Origin of the sequence: Streptomyces sp. P1-3 (assembly GCF_050613155.1) — a bacterium.
Classification (GTDB): Bacteria; Actinomycetota; Actinomycetes; order Streptomycetales; family Streptomycetaceae; genus Streptomyces.
Map to the genome: position 1 here is coordinate 6,565,008 of NZ_CP192512.1, position 17,818 is coordinate 6,582,825.

Consider the following 17,818-nt stretch of genomic DNA (forward strand, 5'->3'; position numbering starts at 1 on the left):
CGCCGCCGCGGGCCGTTCCCGTGGTGGCGGCCCGGTTCCCTCAGCTCAGCCGGGTCGTGGCGTACGCCTCGATGACGTCCCGCTGGTAGGCGGCCAGGCCCGGCGCGATCGTCTCGTAGGCCGCGCGCCACGGCTCGTTCTCCACACAGGCACGCCCAAGTGCGCGGTACTCCTCGGCGGATACGGCGAGGAGCTCGGCGAGTGCCTGGTACTGGGCGTCGATCTCGGCCTGCACGGGTTCGGCGTCGGCCGGGGTGCCTGCGGCCATCAGCTCGGCCAGCCGGATCATCTGGGCCGTGCGCTCGCGGTGTCCGGCCTCGATCTGGGCCTCGCTCATCGTCGCGGTGTGCCGGTCGATCGCCCCGGCCAGCTCCGGGAAGTCTTGCAGGGTCTCCCGGTATTGGGCGGGCTCGATCCCCTCGAAGAGGTTCTCCGGCCGGTTGATGGTCATGGGTCTGCCGTCCCTCCTGGAATGCTCCAGTTCGGTGATCGTGCGGGCGACGGTGCTGGCCAGGGCGTCGAGCCGGTCGCGCTCGGCGAGCAGGCGACGGTGGTGGCCCCGCAGGGCCTCCACCTCGTCGACCTGTGTGGCCAGAACCTTGCCGATCTCGGGCAGCCCCAGGCCCAGCGCCCGCAATACGAGGATCTGCTGCAGTCGCAGCAGCTCGCCTTCCTCGTAGTAGCGGTGGCCGTTGGTACCGATCCAGGCGGGCGGCAGCAGACCGATCTCGTCGTAGTGCCGCAGTGTCCGAGCCGTCACACCCGACATCCGGGCGACCTTCGCAGTCGGCCAGGCCATCGCCGCCTCCCCTCACGAGTGCTTTACCGGGCCGGTCTTTCCGGCCCTGGTCAGGACGGTAGGAGCTTCCGCTGCGGCAGCTTCAACCCCCCGCACCCAGGATCCCAGCGCATCGCCGTCGCCGCGGCCGTACCGACGCCGGCCCGATCGGCGCGCTGGGAACGCCCGGTGCTGCTATTCGGCGGACTGCCGCCCTCGACCAGCGCGAGTACGCCGACCGACCGGCACACCAGCCTTTTGACCGTGATCGACGAACGCGAACAGCGGGTGATGGCCAAAGGTCCTCTTCCACGTTGCAGCGGCGTCCTGTTTCTCGGAGTGCGCCAGGACCAGCACACCGTCGATGTCCACGACCACCTCGCCACCCGCGTTCGGCGCCGCCGGGCCTGCCAACCGCCATACTCGCTCGCGTACTTCGGCCCGCGCTCTCGGGATGGCGGCCAGTGCTCGGGGGCCATCGGCGGCGAGGGTATCGACGAGGCGGGAGACGGTCGGGTCGGAGGCGACCGGCCCGAACAGCTCGGGCTCGGCCCGCAGCATCGCAGCGTCAGGCAGGCAGTCCCCGCCCAGCGCGACCGCCAGGGCCAGATCGAGGAGGATTTTGCCGGGATCATGCACCGCCCGGGGCTTGCGCCACGGCTCCAGGGCCGCCGAGAGCGCGGCATCCAGACCAGTCCGCCGGACCGTCCCCACGGGAACAAGGGCCTAGATCCTCATTCTCGCTGGTCGGGGGCACTTTTGGCTTGGCTGATCACCTGCCGGACAGCCTGCTTCAGGCACGAGGCCAATGAAGGGGCGAAGGCGACCACAACGGCGAAGCGGTGGGCTGTAGGTTCTCACTGAGCTTGGCGGTCTCTCACGAACTTGACGGCCCACTTGGCGGATCCGCCATCTTCGTGAGACGGCGAGCGGCGTGTCATCGATCGTTGTCGACGTGATGCTTCACAGCCGCCGGACGCGCAGCACGCCGGTCAGCATCGGGAGAGTGAACTCGCCGCGGGAGGTCTCCGGTCTACTCGCGAGGAAGGCGCGGATCCGGCCCAGCGTGGCTTCTTGTTCCTGTTCTGGCATGACCAACACCCCCGCGCGCGTCGCGATGGTGGCGACGAGAGAGTCGGCGGTGCGGCGCTGCCCGTGCGAGAACTCGGCCTGCTCCGGCGAGCCGAATCGGGCGGCCACGCCAGTCTTTGGAAGGTGCATGTCTGCCGTCTCGGCGCGCCAGCTGGTGGGCGTGTCACGCGGGCCGATGGCCGCGCTCCCGCTGACCCGCGCGAGCCCGGCAACCCACTCGACCTGGTCGTCCATGACGTTCCACAGGCCGGCCAGGATCCCGCTGGGTGCGAGGACCCTGGCGATCTCGGGTCCCGCGACCGCCATGTCGAACCAATGCATGGCGTTGCCGGCCAGCACGGCATCGACGGACGCGTCCGGCAGCGGTATCGCCTCGGCACCACCCGACAGGGCACGGACAGCTGGCAGCGTGCGGCGCAGCTCGGTCAGCATCGCCGGGTCGGGCTCGACCGCGATGACTTCGGCACCCAGCGCGACCAGCGTGGCGGTCAGCTTGCCGGTTCCGGCGCCGAGGTCGAGCACACGCGGACCGGACGCGGGCTCGAGCGCCCAGCGCACCGCGGCCTGCGCGTAATCCGGACGGTGCTCGGCGTATGCGACCGCCGCTGTGCCGAACGACGAGGCGTGAAGCAGCCGTTCGTCCTTATCCACGCGGTCACCGTATCGGTGCTGCTGGCGGTCGACTACCCCGCATCAACACTTCGGCGACGGCCACCCGATAACGCTAATAGCCTCGCGCTCACCTGAGAAGTGCCTCCGGTTGTGCGGGAACGAGGGCCTCGACAATCCGCACTCTTGCTGGTCACAGGAACTTTCCACTGAGCCGACCACCTGCCGGACAGCGCGCTTCATGAAAGCGCGAGGCTAGCAGAAGCTTCACACCTGCCCAGGACCGCTTCCGCTACGCGAAAAGCAAGATCGCGTTACGAGCTCTTTGGGGTGCCGTTAGACGTTGATCACGATGGTGCCGCATTCATGGTCCGCAGGCGCCGGGTCTGAGTGCACCGGTCGGCGAGCTCCCGCCCGCAGCGCGGTGGGCACATTCCGTGAATTCCTGCCACCCACCGTAAACAGGGAGGTGCAGTCGGTGGAGAAGGAGTGGGCGGACGGTCCCCACGATGAATCCGTGAGGAACATGAAGACACCTCAGGCGTTTACGACCTGGTCGGCTATTGAGAGGATCGTCCGACTGGCGGCGGGGGTGTCAGTGGCTACCCGTAGCCTCCACGGGTTACGGGCACGAGGTGTTTGTGCCGATGAGGACCCGCATACCGCAGGAGACTGGCTGTGATACTTGAGATCCGCACGTACCGGCTGAAGCCCGGCACCGGCGACGAGTTCGTTCGCGTGATGCGGGAGGAGTCGGTGCCGTTGCTGGAGAAGGCCGGTATCCGGGTGGTGGACTGCGGGGCTTCGCTGGTGGCCGAGGGCGGGCACGAGGAGGCATACCTGATCCGCGCGTTCGCCTCGCTTGAGGAGCACCACGGACAGGAGCAGGCGTTCTACGCCAGTGACGCCTGGCGTCATGGTCCCCGTGAGGCCATCGTGTCCCGGATCGAAAGCTCCCACACCATCGTTCTCGATGTGCCCGAAGAGGCCGCTGAGGCTTTCCGCCGTGGGTGACAGGAGCCGTGACTGCAACGGGCCGCACAGGTTCTTCGGGTGTGAAGACGAAGTGGGCCCGTGCGGCCTTGTCCCATCCTGCTTTCTCCAGGGTTGATCGTGCACATCTCGGCGTTTGGACCGAGGAGTTGTACACCGCCTGGCAGGCGAAGCGGGACTCTCGCCTGCACCAGCGCCGCGGCGGCCCGCGCCTCCGGGAGGCCGGCGCCGGGCCGAAGCCTCATTTCGCGTTCTGCGACCGGGTCCTGGCCACGGTCGTCCATCTGCGCACCGGGCTGACCCACCACGCCTTTGGCCGTGCTGTTCGGCGTGAGCCGCTCCACGGTGAGCGAGGCGATCGCCCAGCTGCGGCCCCTGCTCGCGGAGCGGGGCTTCGCCGTTCCCGACCGCACGGGCCTGCGGCTGCGCACCCTGGCCGACGTGTTCGCCTACGCCGACACCGAAAGCGTCACACTACGCATCGACGGGATGGAGACCCAGGTCCGCCGCCCGTCCGCGCACCGCCCCGGACGCCGGGCCTTCGTCTCCGGCAAGCACAAGCAGAACACCATCAAGACCACCACCATCAGCGACGGCCAGGGACGGACCCTGTGGTCCGGGGCCGACCGGCCAGGACGCATGCACGACCAGACCGCGATGCGCACCGAGGGCATCGCCGAGCAGTTCCGCCTGCATCCGAGGGTGAGAGCCGAGGTCGACGAGGGCTACCGGGGCCTGGCCAACGAGTTCCCCAACCAGGTCAGCGCGCCACCGAAGAAGCCGAAGAACGAGGCCCCGCTCGGTGAGCAGCACGCCTGGCGCGAGCAGCGACGGCGCCAATCCTCCGCCCGGGTCTGCGTGGAACACGCCAACGCCGAGCACCGGCACTGGCGCCCGCTCCAGCGGTTTACCGGATGCCGTGAAACCTACGCGGAAACTCACCGAGCCGTCGCCGTTCTGGTCTCCGACCGCGCCGCCCGCAGGGCCACCTTCCGCAAGCCGAGCACCGAACTGGTACTCGCCCGCCGGACCGCCTGCTGATCACCGCCAGCCGAACCGTCAGGCCGAGACGCTCCAACCCCAATCGCCGACCACGTCGTTAACAGACGAAGCCCGCCATGTAGTCGTTCGCATATGCCCACGCATCAAGCAGCTCGGCCGAGTCGTGGTATCCCTCTGCCTCGTAGACCAGTGCCATCGCATGGAGGAAGCCCGCGGTGCCGTGGTAGAGCAGACACGCCTGCTCGTCGACGCGGACGAGTGGACCGTCCGGATCGGAGCCGGGGCCGACCCCGGGGCCGGCGGGACGAAGCGGTGGCAGGCGGTGGCCGCCCAGAGGCAACGGTCCCGTAGCCGGGCGGACCTTCGATGCCCCTGCGGTCCGTCGGGGCCGCGCAGTGGTAGCGCCACGGTGGACGAGCGCGGTGGCCAGCGACGCGTAGAACTTCCCCTCGTCAGAATCCGGCTCCTTGAGGTGGATCCTGACCAGCGGATGTTCGTGCGTCTTGCACGGTACGGGGAACAAGTACTCGATGCCGTCGATGCGGTTCGACGGGATCACCGTCCAGTCGTCGCAGGTGAGCAGGATGGACACCAGGAAGGCGTCGGGCGTTTCGGCGGGCTTGATCAGGGCTGGGAAGGAGAGGCCACGTTCTTCTTTCTGCAGCTCCCGCAGAAACTCCTCGGGAGTGAGCGTCCCCTTCAGCATTTCTGCCTCCGTCGTGGTGACTGCGCTGCGCATGCCGTACCCCCCACCTCATCGTCACCCCCGCGCGGCCTTGATCGCGACTCGGCTCGGGCGCCCGTGCCGACGCCCGGCGCGAAAGCCGGGCGCCGCGGCGTTCAGGTAGTGGTGGGCGGGCTAGGGTCTGCCGTCACGCTCGCTCGCGCGCGAATGAGCAGAATCTCCGGTACGCCGACACCCGTGGTTGGCACTTGACGACTGCGCTCTGCAGCGCCGTATGGAGCTTGACGGAGGCGCAGGTCTGCGGGGCTCTTAAAGTGGCGCAAAAGAGGAGAATTGGCGCGCGGCTGGGGGCCAAGGGGTCGCAGGTTCAAATCCTGCCGTCCCGACGGTGTAATCGCAGGTCAGAGGCCGTTTCTGATCATCGGGAGCGGCCTTTGGCGTACATGTGTTTGCTCCCATGTGGGAGCCCTCTGGGAGCGCTCGTGCTCCCACGCTCCCAAGACGTCAACCGCGCCCATTTTGTCCGTCGCCCGATCCGGTCGATGTGCCCGGCGGATGTGGGTGCGGCGTGGCTGCCGGGAGTCAATTGCCCCTTGTCGCCCGGCCGTGCGTCTTGACCGGTCCAAGATCGACTTTGCTCCCAAGCGACTCCCTGGCCCACGAGTTGGAGAGCGCGGCGGCATGGCGTCGGCGAGATAACTGAGCAGCTCACGGCGGTTGAGGACGTTAGCCTCGGTCGTCGGTTCGGTTCACGATGAGGCGATGCCCCTTGTCGGCTGCCGTCTTCTGTTGACTCCCAGGGGCGGGAGCGGCGTTGGTGACTGCTGTGGGCCTGGCGATCGCCGTTGTTCGCCTCATGCGACGGGGGATACGGCATCCCAAGGGCGACCGATGAGCGGGTGCTTCGCGGCTCGCTGCCTCCGTGCTGTCTCGAAGGATTTGGTCGGCAGCCAGGACTCCAGTCGTAGATCGTGATCTTTATCGTCGGAGGTCTCTGTGGTGGCGGTAGTGGTCGGCTTGGGCTCGGCTCGGTGGGGGGGGTGGGGGCAGCACGTAAAGTGCCCGGATGGTCGGGATACCAGAGGCATTCGCGCGGAGCACCATCGAGCGTGAGAGAGCCTGGAGTGGCGGGGCTGGCCGAACTTCCTCGGATCGTGGAGGAGTTGTTGGGGCGCTGGGGGTGCGTGCGGATGGCGGGTCATGCATGGGGGGTCGGGCTCCGTCGTGCCGGTGCGATAGCGGGCCGAAGGGACGGCTGTGTTGAAGGTGTCGTTTCCACATCCCGGTAATGTTCGTGAGCCGGACGCGTTCGCGGCGTGGGGCGGGCGCGGTGCTGTCCTGCTGTACGAGCGCGACGACGAGCGTTTCGCGATGCTGCTGGAACGGGTCCACACGTCGACCTTGGCCTCAATCGCCGCCTGGCCATCCCCGCGTCGCCTGGCCGGGCTACGGTCACGGGCGGCGGTGACCGGGGCCGCGGATCCCCGCGGAGCCCACACTGAGCTGTGAAGCACTGGTCCGTTGGCCGCAGGTTCGAGTCCTGGGCAGGAGCCACAACCGAGGGCTGGTCGTGCCGCACCCCCTGTGACGTGCGGAGATTCCCTGGTTGTGGCGTTGTCGGTGTGTCTACCGAAGACACGTGTCGGTTGACGTGCTGAAGGGAGCCCCGCAGGTTGCCCACTTACCCCAGGGGATGGCTGCCATGCTTGGGGTGCGAGCTGAGCGGCAGAGCAATGTACTTTGCCGTCTTCAGCACTCGAAGCGATGACTACGGCAGCGCCAGTCCGCCATGGTGAGGTTGATCCGTGGTCCCCGTGTTCTATTAGCGTGACCAGTGGGCAGGCTATTTCGCGTCAAGTTAAGCGCGATCATGGAGGTAGGTCTGCGGGCGATCGATCAGGTCGTCTGCCGCGCCAAGGGGCTTGCTTATGACAGCGGGCATGGCGACCTGCGGAAACGCGGCTCCTGGACAAGATCGGATGCCCGCATTTACTGCGGTTGCCTGTTCCGGCCGGATTCCGGTTGGCCAAAATACGCGCCGCGCACTCGCAATGCGCGCCGGGCACGCGCCCCTGCACGACCCCTCGCCGACTCTGGCCAATCGTACATTACGGGCGCAGTGTTCTTATCGCACGACGACGGCCCGGCACGCGCGGGAAGACTGCTTCCGAGGACTGCTGGAGCCCTCGGGAAGGGCTGTTCGCTGTTCCCTGAGGAGGGATCACGGGCAGCGCACGCATCGCATCCGTTCTGGTCGGCGCAGTTGCTGGCCTGGTCAGGTGCGTCGAGAGCGAAGTAGCGCAGGGCGGTGAACTGGGCCTCGATGGGGTTCAGTCAATGAGAAATCGTCAGTTCGGGCGACTGCTAGGGCAGGCCTGTGGCCTGCATGTTTCTGTCTTCGGCTCAGGTCGGCAGCCCTTGGCTGCCGTACTGCGGAATGTGGAGGCACATGTGGCCAGGTTTTGGAACGATGTGCGAGTGCGGTTTGTTCTCGGGCTGGCCGCGCTGCTGGCGGTATGTGTGCCCAGCGGGGCAGCGCAGGCAGCGCCGGCCTCGTGCCAGGGTGCCGGCGTCCCCGTCACCGGTGTCGTGTCGGCGACGATGCACGGCACCCTGTGCGTGCCCGCGGGGGGTACGCCCGACACGGTGATGGTGCTGGTGCCCGGCGGGACGTACAACCACACCTACTGGGACTTCCCGTACCAGCCCGAGACGTACAACTTCCGCCAGGCCATGAATGATGCCGGCTACGCCACCTTCGTCGTGGACCGGCTCGGAACCGGCGCGAGCTCACGCCCGCCCAGCGCCCTGGTCACCGCGTCCGTCCAGGCCGGGGCCGTGCACCAGGTGATCCAGGCCCTGCGCGGCGGCCGGATCGGCGGCACGGACTTCCGCAAGGTCATCCTCGGCGGCCATTCGCTCGGCTCGCTGATCAGCGTCATCGAAGCGGGCACCTACAACGACGCGGACGCCGTGGTGCTCACAGGCATCACCCACCGGATCGTCGCCCAGGAGATCGTGGACATCTTCACCTCGTCCCTCTACCCCGCGGCCCTGGACCCGGCATTCGCCGGAAAATCCTACGATCCGGGGTACCTGACCACGAGGCCCGGCACCCGGGGCACCGCCTTCTACGCCCCCGCGACCACCGACCCGGCGGTGCTCGCCACGGATGAGGCCACCAAGGACGTGTTCAGCACGGCCGAGGCGGCCGACGGTCTCGGCGTGGCCGGACTCCTGCCATACTCCCGTCAGATCCAGCACCCGGTCCTGCTCGCCGTCGGCGACCAGGACCGATTCTTCTGCGACTCCCTGGGCGGCAACTGCGCCAGCGCGGCGGCGCTCAAGGCCCAGGAGGACCCGTACTTCGGGTCTGCGGCCTGCCTGCACACGTACGTCGAGCCCGGGGCGGGCCACGACCTGAATCTGGCCACCAACACCGTCCCGTACCAGCGGGCGGTACGGGACTGGGCCGACGCGTTCGTCGGAGCGGGGCCCGAACCGGTCACGCCGCCCGCGAAGGCCTGCGTCTAGGGCCGCATCACGCGTGCGGGCCGGTCAGCGCGCGGACGCGAACCGCGCGAGCAGACGTGTCCGCTGTTGGATGCCCAGGCCCTGGATGCGGCGGGTGCGGGAGATTTCCATAACGGCACGTTCCCGCCGTACTCCGGCTGGCGCCCAAGGTTCACGCCGTGTCCCGAGCGCACGCGCAGAACAGATCTTCACTCACCGCGACAACGTAGGCCAGCGTCGCCCGCGCGGAGGAAGGGCCGCGACCTTCGAACCCGTAACCCCGGCCCCTGCTGCGCGCGTTAAGCCGGACGGAGTCCGGCCCGGTGCCCGACGCTGTGCGGGCGGGCGGAGAGCTCGGCCGCAGGGGCGCGCCCGCCCTATCCGCTGTGCCAGGCATGCCTGGGGCCGGGCGCCGCTCAGCGGTTGTCGGCGCCGAAGGTTTCGCTCTCGCGCAGTACTGCCAGCGCGAAGGCGAGGCGCTTGTCCAGCCAGCCGTCCCGCTTGACGAAGTACCAGCGCTTGCCCTCGGTGCTGCGCGGGAAGGTCAGCACCGCTTCCCCGTACTCCCCGTCCGCCCCCTCCTCCTCCGTGCCCTCCGCGCCCACCGCCCAGACCACCGGCTTGGCGCTTGCCCCAGAGCCCGTCCCTTCGTCGGACCCGAAGGACAGCAGGCTGTCGACGACCCCGTCGAGGACATGTCCCACCCCGCGCCCCAGGGATGCTCCCGGGCCGCCTCTCGCCCAGTTGCGAGGGGCCACGATGGCCGGGTGCCCAGGCTGTTCCATCCACAGGCCCTGCTGGGTGAGTCGCTTGGCGACCGGGGTGCGGCGGACCGAGCCGAGCTCCCGGCCGGTGGCGTCCGTCACCCGGTAGCGATCGGAGCCGTCCGGGAGCACCGTGCACAGCAACTGCCGGCTGCTCTCGTCCTCGAAGAGCCGGAAGCCCCCCTTCGAGAGCGGTACGGCCGCCTCCACGGGGACGATGTAGACGCCGGGCACCATGTACTCGTCGCCTCCGCGTGTCCTCATGAACCGGACCGCGTGGGCGCCCTCGCCCCGCTTCGACTTGCGGACCGTGTGCCGCATCATCCTGCCCACCGTGAACTGGGTGATCTCGTTCCAGTGCACGGCCTCAAAGGGCTCGTCCCGCCTGTTCCTGCCGAACGCCATGAGCTTCCCCTCCCGGTCCCCCGGATCCCTCTCCGGCAGCACGAGAATACGAAGGGAACCATCCAGGGGCTGAGGCGTCCGGGCCCGCTCGCACGGCCGCGTGGTCGCGGCTGGGCGGCTGGGGCTCGCGCGGTCTGGGTGCCAGCCGGTGTTCGCGGTCATGTCGTAGATCCCGTACGGAATCGCCTTCTGGGCCTGGCCGGGGAAGTCGGCGCCGCGGCGGCTGACGCTGTTGGCCACGCTGTGCCATGTCCGGCAGACAGAGATCACCGACTCGCTGGTGGACCTGTTCATCCAGCTCGTGCTGGAGATCAACACGCGGGCGGAGCGGAAGGTCGAGAAGGAGCTGGGGGCGGAGCTGAAGAAGGTCCGTGGCAAGGAGGCGATGCTGATGGGGGTCGCGGAGGCGGCGCTGTCGGACGCCGCCAGTACGCGATCTGGAAGCCGTCGGTGAAGTCGCGCGGAATGGGGAACGGGAGCACTGTGTGCGCTTCGAGGGCTTCCACTACGGTGGACAGCGGTGCGAAGCGGGCGTGTTCGAGCTGCCGGATCTCAGGACGGTACTCCTCGATCAGCCACGCGCCGGGCAGATGTCGCGGGTCAGGGTCGGCTCGCGGGCACGGTGTCCTTCGTCACCAGTGTGTTGTCGGACCAGCAGAGCCGGTAGAGGTCGACCTCGTGCAACAGGTCGCGGCCGGAACGGTAGAACTCGCACGTGGCGCCGGGCGGCCGGGGTGCGGAACGGGCGTGGTCGGGCGGGTAGGGGTAGGCGTGGGCCGGCAGCAGAGGGGCGAGTTCGGCGCGTGGCCGGCCGGTGGTCAGCTCGTCGAACCGGGAGGGCGGCAGCACGCTCGTCGTCAGTTGCCAGGCCAGGTAGACGGCGGCGGGCACGAAGAAGGCGGCTGCGATGACAGGCGCCGCGAAGGCGGCGACGGAGCGGCGGCGGGCAGCGCTCCGTACGGAGGCGAGCCGCTTGGCGGACTCCGGTGCGACGGTGTCCGTCTCCGGGGCCGGGTGGAGAGCAGTTCCGGATGGCAACGCGGACTCGGTGTGCCGCCCGCGGGTTCTGGCCTGTGTTCCGGGCGCCGTCCCGGGTTCCGGCGCCGGTCTCCCCGGGCGGGCCGTGGTCGTGTGCGGGAGGACTGCGGTGACGCGGAATCCGCCCTGATACGGGCCGGTCCACAAGGAGCCGCCGAGAACCGTCACCCGCTCCCGAAGCCCCGTCAGGCCCCGGCGGCCGACGCTGGCCGTCGGGCCTTCGGCCGCGTGCGCCGACCCGTCAGCCGGCGGAGCGGCGTTCACGACGCTCACGCGGGTACGGGTGGCCTCGTGTGTGATCTGCACCCGGATCGCACTGCCCGGCGCGTGCTTCACCGCGTTGGTGAGAGCCTCCTGCACCGCCCGGTACATTCCCCGTTCGATCAAGGAAGGCAGCGCGGGCATCGCCCCGCGCCGCTCCCAGCGCACCGGAACCCCGGAGGCGACCGCCCGTCCGAGAAGGTCCTCAAGGGTGTCGGTGACGGACAGACCCGCGCCCGGTTCCGTTCCTGTCGGGTCGTGCAGGACTGCGACGGTCTCCCGCAGCTGCTCCACGGCGTCCGCGATCGTCCCGCGCAACTCGGCTAGGTCGGTGCGGTCGCGGTCGGTGAGGTCGGGGGAGAGTTCCAGGGCCCCGGCACGCAGGGCGACCAGGCTAAGAGCGTGCCCGAGAGAATCGTGCATGTCGGCCGCGATGTCCGCGCGTTCGGTCAGCCGCGCCTGCTCCGCGACCAGGTGCTGCCGCTCTTCCAGGCTCCGGGCCAGCCGCCAGCCCTCCCGTACGAGCTCGCGTCGGCCACGCCAGTGCCGTCCGGCCAACCAGGGCAGCAGGAGGGCGGCGGGCAGCACGGTCAGCGCGTAGAACCACCACACGGCCTGGGTCCGCAGCACCGCGCACGTCACGAGGTCGGCCGCGAGGCACCCGGCGAGCACCAGGAGCGGGCGCCGTGCCGTGACGACCCGGGCGCCCAGCAGACAGCTCAGGACGGCAAGCGACAGGACGTGGGCGTTGCCGGGGGTCGCGGAGTCGGCCAGGCCCAGCGCGCACAGCCCGTTGGCCAGGACGACCGCGGGCCCCGGCCGACGGCGGGACAGCGGTACGGCCAACGCCAGGACGGCCAACGGCAGGTACAGGTCCAGGGCCGGCGAGGCGGCTGTGCCCGCATCCCGGAATCCGTAGCCGGTGGCGGCAGCGAGCACGCCCCACAGCACCACATCGCCGCACACGGATCTGACCTGGGGTATGCGTGTGTGCGGCATGGCGTGTCGACCGTCCTTCCGGTGAATGTCCTCACTTGCCGGGGTCGATTCTGTGGGACGGGGCCGGACGCCCTGCGAGGGGCTGGCACGGTGAGGGCGTCCGGGCCGGGTCGACGCGGGGTCAGGCGTCCCGGCGGCGCAGCACGTACAGGCCGATCAGGTGCGCGGTCGCGGCCCACGCCGCCACGATCAGGACCGCCGTCGCCAGCCCGTAGGGGGCCTCGGCGCCGAGGCGCATGAAGTGGTCTCCGGCTCCGTGCGGCAGATGGTCGTTGACGTCCGCGAGCGTCGGGCCGCCGAGCCCCAGGAGCACGCTCGGCAATGCCCACAGGAGGGTGACGAGGATGGAGAGCGCGCCGGCCGGGTGGCGTGCGGCGAACGCCACCCCGACCGTCAGCACGGCGACCAGCGCCTGGTAGAGACCGACCGCGAGGACTTGCAGGAGGGTCGGGCCGGCCCCGAAGGAGGCCCGTCCGTCGAACGCCACCCAGGCCACCGCCGTCCCCACGACGGCGAACGTGGTGCCGGCGACGAACGCGACCATGGCCGCCACCAATGCCTTCGCCGCCTGGACCCGATGCCGCTGGGGCACCGACAGCAGGGAAGCCCGCACGCTGCCCGTCGAGTATTCGGACGTGACCGCGACCGTGGCCAGGACGACGACGGCGAACTGGACGAGGACGGCGGAGGAGGCCGCCGCGTTCCCGACGGACTGGACCGGATGCTCGTTGATGCGGGCGATCGAGGCGTAGTAGTAGGTGAAGACACCGGTGATCGCAAGGCCCGCCAGAAGGCAGAGCCAGGGGGCTCGGACGGACCACAGTTTGGTCCATTCCGAGGCGGTCGCGCCGGCGAAGCCACCGGGTGCGCCCCGGCCGGGAGCGTCGGGGACGGCCCGCGACCGGTCCGTCCGCCTGACGGGTTTCGTCGGGGTGGTCACTGTCGTCCTCCTTCGTTCGGCGCTGCGTCCGCGGCGGTCGTGTCCGTGCCGCTGCCGCCCGTCGTGTACTCGACGCTGCGTGCGGTCAGGTCCATGTACGCCTGCTCCAGCGAGACCCGGACGTCGCTCAGCTGGTGCAACCGGACTCGGCAGTGGTGGGCCAGGTCGCCGATCTCGGCAGCGGTGCGACCCTCGACGGTGAGTTCGCCGGACGCGGACGTTTCGACACTCACCCCGTCGGCCGTCATCAGTCGACGGACCAGCGTCGCTCTTTCCTCGGGGTCGGGCACCACGGCGCGCGCCGACGCGGAAGAGGCGGCGGCGAGGAACTCCGTCATGGAGGTGTCGCTCAGCAGCCGACCACGGCCGATGACGACGAGATGGTCGGCCGTCAGCTGCATCTCGCTCATAAGGTGGCTGGAGAGGAATACGGTGCGTCCTTCCGCCGCCTGGTCACGGACGAGCCGGCGGATCCACCGCACGCCGTCCGGGTCGAGGCCGTTGACCGGCTCGTCCAGGACGAGCACCGGCGGATCGCCGAGCAGGGCGCCCGCCACCCCGAGTCGCCCGCTCATGCCGAGCGAGTACGTGCCCGCCGGCCGGCGGGCCGCCTTGGTCAGGCCCACCCTCTCCAGCACCTGGTCCACACGGCGTACCGGGATGCCGTTGGCCCGGGCCTGGGCGACGAGGTGCGTGCGGCCGGAACGGGCGGGGTGGACGGCCCGGGCGTCCAGCATCGCGCCGACCGCGCACAGCGGCCGCCGCAGGTCCGCGTAGGGCCGGCCGGCGATCAGGGCCCGCCCGCGCGTAGGACGGTCCAGGCCCAGAATCATGCGCATCGTGGTGGACTTCCCGGCCCCGTTGGGGCCGAGGAAGCCGGTCACGCGGCCGGCCCGGACATCGAATGTCAGCTCGTCCACGGCGAGGGTGTCGCCGTAGCGTTTGGTGAGTCCTCGGACGGTGATCACGGAGTTCCTTCGTGTCGGTCGCGGACCGCGGAATGCAGCTCGCGGAAGTCGGCGGCGGCGCACACCGACGCGTGGTGGGCCCAGGGCGGCCGCCTCGTTTCCCGTACGGAAGCGACGCTAGGAGTCCGCGGCGCCGGCGCCCATTGGTCGAACGGCATCGGCGTCCTGCCCTTTGTCGGGGGTGCGCCCCGCCCCGGGGCGGATCTGTGGGGCTCGCCGTCCGCCCGGTGGTGCGCCGGCCATAGGCTCGCCGCGTGAAAGAGACGACACCCGGCAGCCGGCCGGTCCGGGTCCTGGTGGCCGACGACGAGGCGATGGTCCGGGCGGGGGTGCGGGCCATCCTGGCCAGGGACACGCACGTCGAGGTGGTCGCCGAGGCGGGTGACGGGCACGAGGCCATCGCGCTCACCCGCCGGCATCGGCCGGACGTGGTCCTGTTGGACATCCAGATGCCCGGCCTGGACGGGCTGACGGCAGTGGCGCTGCTCCACCGAGAGCTGACAGCCGTCGGTGTGATCATGCTGACGACCTTCGGCCAGGACGAGTACGTCACCCGCGCCCTGGAGGAGGGTGCCGACGGCTTCCTGCTGAAGGCGGACGACCCGAGGGAACTGCTCAACGGGGTACGGGCAGTGGGAGCCGGCGGAGCCTACCTGTCCCCGCGTGTCGCCGGCCGGGTCATCGCCGGGCTGCGCGCGCACCGGGCGGCACATCCCCACCGCTCGCTGGAGCGGCTCACGGAGCGGGAACGCGAGGTGCTGGCCGGACTCGGGGCGGGGTTGTCCAACGCGGAGATCGCGAGCCGGCTGCACCTGGTCGAGGGTACGGTGAAGGCGCACGTCAGTGCGGTGCTGGCGAAGCTGGGCGCGCGCAACAGGGTGGAAGCGGCCATTGCTGCGTACGAGGCCGGCCTGGTCCCGCCACGTCGTGGCTGACCTGGTGTCAGCGTTCCGCCACGTGCCGATCAGTCCTCGGCCGCAGAAACGCCGAGCACCTGGGGTGGCGCGGCAGCGCCCGCCGGCCTTCCGTCACACCTCAACGACATTCCGCCCCGCCGAGGTATCCGGTTCAGCCTCGGCGGCGTGCAGCGGGATCACGCTGGGCGACGTGCCGGGCGACCGTGTCGGCTCCGGGGCGGGCGTATCGCTCCAGGGAGCGGACGGAGGCGTGGCGGGAGTGGGCCAAGGCCAGACGAGTGGCCAACCGCTGCGCGGCTGCACCGCGCGATAACTCCTGAGCCCGACTGTGTGTGCGGCGCACGAAGCGCCGCACATCACGATGCAGCCGTTGTACCTACTGGTATGTACAGTGGCTGGACCACATTGCAGACCGACCTGAGGAGGCACGCGCGATGCCACTCGTCCGCATCGACGCCATGCACTGCGACACGCCGCGGTTGGAGGCTCTGGGGCGGGCCGTCCACGAGGCGCTCGGCGAGACAATGGGCTTCCCCGACGAGGACCACTTCCAGATCCTGACTGGCCACGACGGGCGGCAGGGACTGCTGCGCCACGGCACCTATCTCGGCGTGCAACGCGATGACGGCATCGTGTACGTGGCCATCACTCTGCGAGCTGGCCGCTCGGACGCGCAGAAGCAAGCGTTGTACCAGCGCATATCCGAACTGGCCGAGGAATACGCGGGCACTGAGCCACGCAACATGTTCGTCGTACTGACAGAGAACGAGAACGGGGACTGGTCGCTCGGCAACGGCGATGCCCAGTACCTCCAACGACAGCAGTGATTGATTGCCAACCTGCCTGAATTGCCCGTCAGTTGGGCTGGCAGCGCAGCGAAGCCTCTGGTAGATGGGTTTTCGACTGAGAAACCCATCACCACCAGAGGCTTCGCGTGGTTGTCTATCCGTCTGGCTTGGACGTCTCCAGCTCCGCCCTCCGTTTCCTCAGCGCCCACCTGCGTGCGCACCGCCGTGCTCTTGGTTCCCGATGGCGGCGACTGAGCGCGCGCCGGTAGGCCCTGCTCACTCTTGCCCATCTGCGCAACGGCCACCCTTACGCGCAGCTCGCGTCGGGGTTCGGCGTCGGGGCGGCGACGGCCTACCGCTACATCGGCGAGGCCGTCGACCTGCTGGCCGCCCTCGTACCAACCCTTGCCGCAGCGGCCCGAGAAGCGTCGATGAAGGCCGCGACTGGCTCTGACGAGCGAGGTGTCACGGGCAGGCGCCGTCGAAGATGTCCTCGTGGGTCCGGTACAGCGTGCGGGGCTTCTTCCCGGCGGTGGAGGCGGCCGATGGCGGCGGGTATTCGATGACGGGGACGGGCTTGCAGACGGGCCACTTCTGTGTGTCGCGTGAGTCATCGAAACCGTACGTACCGCTGGCTCCGCGCACGCAGTTGACGCAGTCCGCGCCGTCGGCGGTGCCGAGGATGTTCATGTCGATGATGGTGTTGTAGACATCGTCGTTCGTCGGCATGACCGGGGCGTTCGAGCTCTTCTTCCCGCTGTCGTTGACGTCGTTGAACGTCTGGTCAACGGCCTGGGAGAGCACGGTGAAGGCATCGTGGTACATGATCGCGTATCCGTCGTCCAGCGGTCGTTCACCCAGGTCCTGCTCCTTGCCCAGGGCTTCGAACCGCTGGAGGAAACCGGCGAGGCCCGGCGGCGGCTGTGTCGGCCGGCTCTTCGGGCTCCGCGTCCACCACTGAGGATCGACCGAGGCGGCGTCCACCAGGGTGATCTTGGATTCCCGCATCTGCCGGGTGAGGTCGGGCGTGGTGAGCACGGGGTCGATACCGATGCCGACTATGAGGATGCGCACCGGCTTGGCGTCGTCACAGGAAGGCTCCTTCGCCAGCCTGCTCACCAGGTGCGGCAGATCGCCGTCGCGGCCGGCGTAGAAGACCGTGTCCGCACCGGTCACACAGATTTTCTGGGCGGCCGACGAAAAGCGGCGCGGAATCCCGGCTTCCGCACCGATCGCACCCAGAAAGTACGCCTGGCGCTTCCGTAGGCCGTATTTCTCGTCGAAGCGGTCCAGGAAGACCTTCCGGAGATCGATGGAGTAGTTGTCCCGAGGCCGGTTGTCCGACACCAGGAATCCTTTCCCCGCCCCCGGCTCCTGGGCGAGATACTGCGCAAGCGCCTCTGCGAAGAGCTCGTTCGACGGGGAGGTCTTGAAGAAGTACTTGGCGTTCATGTCCGATGACGTAATGATGGGGCCGACCGCCGGAATCCGCTGGGCGGAGAGGGCTTGGACCGCGTGCAGCGTCTCCGGATTGCTGCTGGGCATCCCGATCACCCCGATCAGCGGAGCCTTGTCGTCGACCATCGCGGTCAGCCGGTCGACGACGGGCCGCCAGTGGTCGAGGTCCTTGCCGTCGTTGGCCAGCAGCAGTTGGTAGTGCGGACCGGATTCCGAGTTGGCCCGCAGCTGGGCGGTGTGCGCGCCGGCCACACCGCGCTTGATCTGCTCGATCGTCATGGCGCTGCTGGCGTCGGAGGTGAACGGCATCATGAGCGCGATCCGTACGTAGGGCATCGGGGGCTTCCCACCCTCCGGGGCCTCCCAGTCCTTCCTGACGCGGACGTTCTCGCGCGCCACGGCGTGTACCAGGTCCTTGAGCTCCGGATCGGCGTCGGCCAGGGCCTTCTCGGTGACGCCCACGCACTCGCCCCCGGCCTTCTCCAGACCATCACCACACTCTTCCGGGAGCAGGGACCAGACGACGACGGACAGCCCCGCGATCAGCGCGAGGCTCACCACCAGCATGATCGCCTTGTCCACAGGGCCCCAGACACGGCTTCGTAACC

15 protein-coding genes and 2 pseudogenes are annotated in these 17,818 nt (G+C 69.3%); 8 read left to right on the forward strand and 9 right to left on the reverse strand.

The annotated features are described in order from the left end of the window. Window positions 1–40 precede the first annotated feature (40 nt). The 3 genes and pseudogenes from ACQUSR_RS28095 to ACQUSR_RS28105 form a co-directional block, all read right to left on the reverse strand. A complete protein-coding gene (locus ACQUSR_RS28095) occupies window positions 41–799 on the reverse strand; it encodes a MerR family transcriptional regulator (protein WP_431045395.1) in 759 nt (252 codons plus the stop codon). A 198-nt stretch (window positions 800–997) separates the two neighbouring features. Continuing rightward, window positions 998–1,486, reverse strand: a pseudogene (locus ACQUSR_RS28100) (transposase); the annotation flags it as partial. Window positions 1,487–1,741: 255 nt separating this feature from the next. Continuing rightward, the gene (locus ACQUSR_RS28105; protein WP_431045396.1) at window positions 1,742–2,521 is read right to left on the reverse strand and encodes a class I SAM-dependent methyltransferase; all 780 of its coding nucleotides are present in this window, start codon (window positions 2,519–2,521) and stop codon (window positions 1,742–1,744) included. A gap of 636 nt (window positions 2,522–3,157) precedes the next feature. Here ACQUSR_RS28105 and ACQUSR_RS28110 point away from each other — a divergent pair. Together ACQUSR_RS28110 and ACQUSR_RS28115 are read left to right on the forward strand one after the other, a co-directional pair. Continuing rightward, window positions 3,158–3,493, forward strand: a complete 336-nt coding sequence (locus ACQUSR_RS28110; RefSeq protein ID WP_431045397.1) for an NIPSNAP family protein — start codon at window positions 3,158–3,160, stop codon at window positions 3,491–3,493. A 297-nt stretch (window positions 3,494–3,790) separates the two neighbouring features. Next, window positions 3,791–4,513: a transposase family protein gene (locus tag ACQUSR_RS28115; protein ID WP_431045398.1), complete on the forward strand. Its 723-nt coding sequence runs from the start codon at window positions 3,791–3,793 to the stop codon at window positions 4,511–4,513. A 58-nt stretch (window positions 4,514–4,571) separates the two neighbouring features. Here ACQUSR_RS28115 and ACQUSR_RS28120 read toward each other — a convergent pair whose 3' ends face one another. Next, entirely contained in the window at window positions 4,572–5,213 is a 642-nt protein-coding gene (locus ACQUSR_RS28120; protein ID WP_431045399.1) for a hypothetical protein, read from the reverse strand. A 1,212-nt stretch (window positions 5,214–6,425) separates the two neighbouring features. Between ACQUSR_RS28120 and ACQUSR_RS28125 the strand changes: the two genes are divergently transcribed. Together ACQUSR_RS28125 and ACQUSR_RS28130 are read left to right on the forward strand one after the other, a co-directional pair. Further along, complete coding sequence (locus tag ACQUSR_RS28125) at window positions 6,426–6,668, forward strand: hypothetical protein (protein WP_431047889.1); 243 nt, start codon at window positions 6,426–6,428, stop codon at window positions 6,666–6,668. 969 nt (window positions 6,669–7,637) lie between these two features. Beyond that, window positions 7,638–8,693, forward strand: coding sequence for an alpha/beta hydrolase (locus ACQUSR_RS28130; protein WP_431045400.1), 1,056 nt, complete (start codon window positions 7,638–7,640; stop codon window positions 8,691–8,693). Window positions 8,694–9,088: 395 nt separating this feature from the next. On the opposite strand, the gene ACQUSR_RS28135 is transcribed toward ACQUSR_RS28130, so the two are convergent. Next, complete coding sequence (locus tag ACQUSR_RS28135) at window positions 9,089–10,081, reverse strand: hypothetical protein (RefSeq protein ID WP_431048013.1); 993 nt, start codon at window positions 10,079–10,081, stop codon at window positions 9,089–9,091. On the opposite strand from ACQUSR_RS28135, the gene ACQUSR_RS28140 reads away from it, so the two are divergent. Further along, window positions 10,074–10,295 (forward strand): hypothetical protein, encoded by a 222-nt coding sequence (locus ACQUSR_RS28140; protein WP_431045401.1) that lies wholly within the window; start codon window positions 10,074–10,076, stop codon window positions 10,293–10,295. The genes ACQUSR_RS28135 and ACQUSR_RS28140 overlap by 8 nt on opposite strands. A gap of 146 nt (window positions 10,296–10,441) precedes the next feature. On the opposite strand, the gene ACQUSR_RS28145 is transcribed toward ACQUSR_RS28140, so the two are convergent. From ACQUSR_RS28145 to ACQUSR_RS28155, 3 genes are all read right to left on the reverse strand, one after another. Next, the gene (locus ACQUSR_RS28145) at window positions 10,442–12,139 is read right to left on the reverse strand and encodes a sensor histidine kinase (protein WP_431045402.1); all 1,698 of its coding nucleotides are present in this window, start codon (window positions 12,137–12,139) and stop codon (window positions 10,442–10,444) included. A 121-nt stretch (window positions 12,140–12,260) separates the two neighbouring features. Further along, window positions 12,261–13,079: an ABC transporter permease gene (locus tag ACQUSR_RS28150; protein WP_431045403.1), complete on the reverse strand. Its 819-nt coding sequence runs from the start codon at window positions 13,077–13,079 to the stop codon at window positions 12,261–12,263. Next, the gene (locus ACQUSR_RS28155; protein WP_431045404.1) at window positions 13,076–14,047 is read right to left on the reverse strand and encodes an ATP-binding cassette domain-containing protein; all 972 of its coding nucleotides are present in this window, start codon (window positions 14,045–14,047) and stop codon (window positions 13,076–13,078) included. The genes ACQUSR_RS28150 and ACQUSR_RS28155 overlap by 4 nt, the downstream gene beginning before the upstream one ends. Window positions 14,048–14,301: 254 nt before the next feature. Between ACQUSR_RS28155 and ACQUSR_RS28160 the strand changes: the two genes are divergently transcribed. From ACQUSR_RS28160 to ACQUSR_RS28170, 3 genes and pseudogenes are all read left to right on the forward strand, one after another. Continuing rightward, window positions 14,302–14,982 (forward strand): response regulator, encoded by a 681-nt coding sequence (locus ACQUSR_RS28160; RefSeq protein WP_431045405.1) that lies wholly within the window; start codon window positions 14,302–14,304, stop codon window positions 14,980–14,982. A gap of 416 nt (window positions 14,983–15,398) precedes the next feature. Continuing rightward, window positions 15,399–15,791, forward strand: coding sequence for a tautomerase family protein (locus tag ACQUSR_RS28165; RefSeq protein ID WP_431045406.1), 393 nt, complete (start codon window positions 15,399–15,401; stop codon window positions 15,789–15,791). 107 nt (window positions 15,792–15,898) lie between these two features. Beyond that, a pseudogene (locus ACQUSR_RS28170) lies at window positions 15,899–16,192 on the forward strand (helix-turn-helix domain-containing protein); the annotation flags it as partial. Window positions 16,193–16,217: 25 nt separating this feature from the next. Here ACQUSR_RS28170 and ACQUSR_RS28175 read toward each other — a convergent pair. Next, window positions 16,218–17,777, reverse strand: coding sequence for an ABC transporter substrate-binding protein (locus ACQUSR_RS28175; RefSeq protein WP_431045407.1), 1,560 nt, complete (start codon window positions 17,775–17,777; stop codon window positions 16,218–16,220). Window positions 17,778–17,818 lie beyond the last annotated feature (41 nt).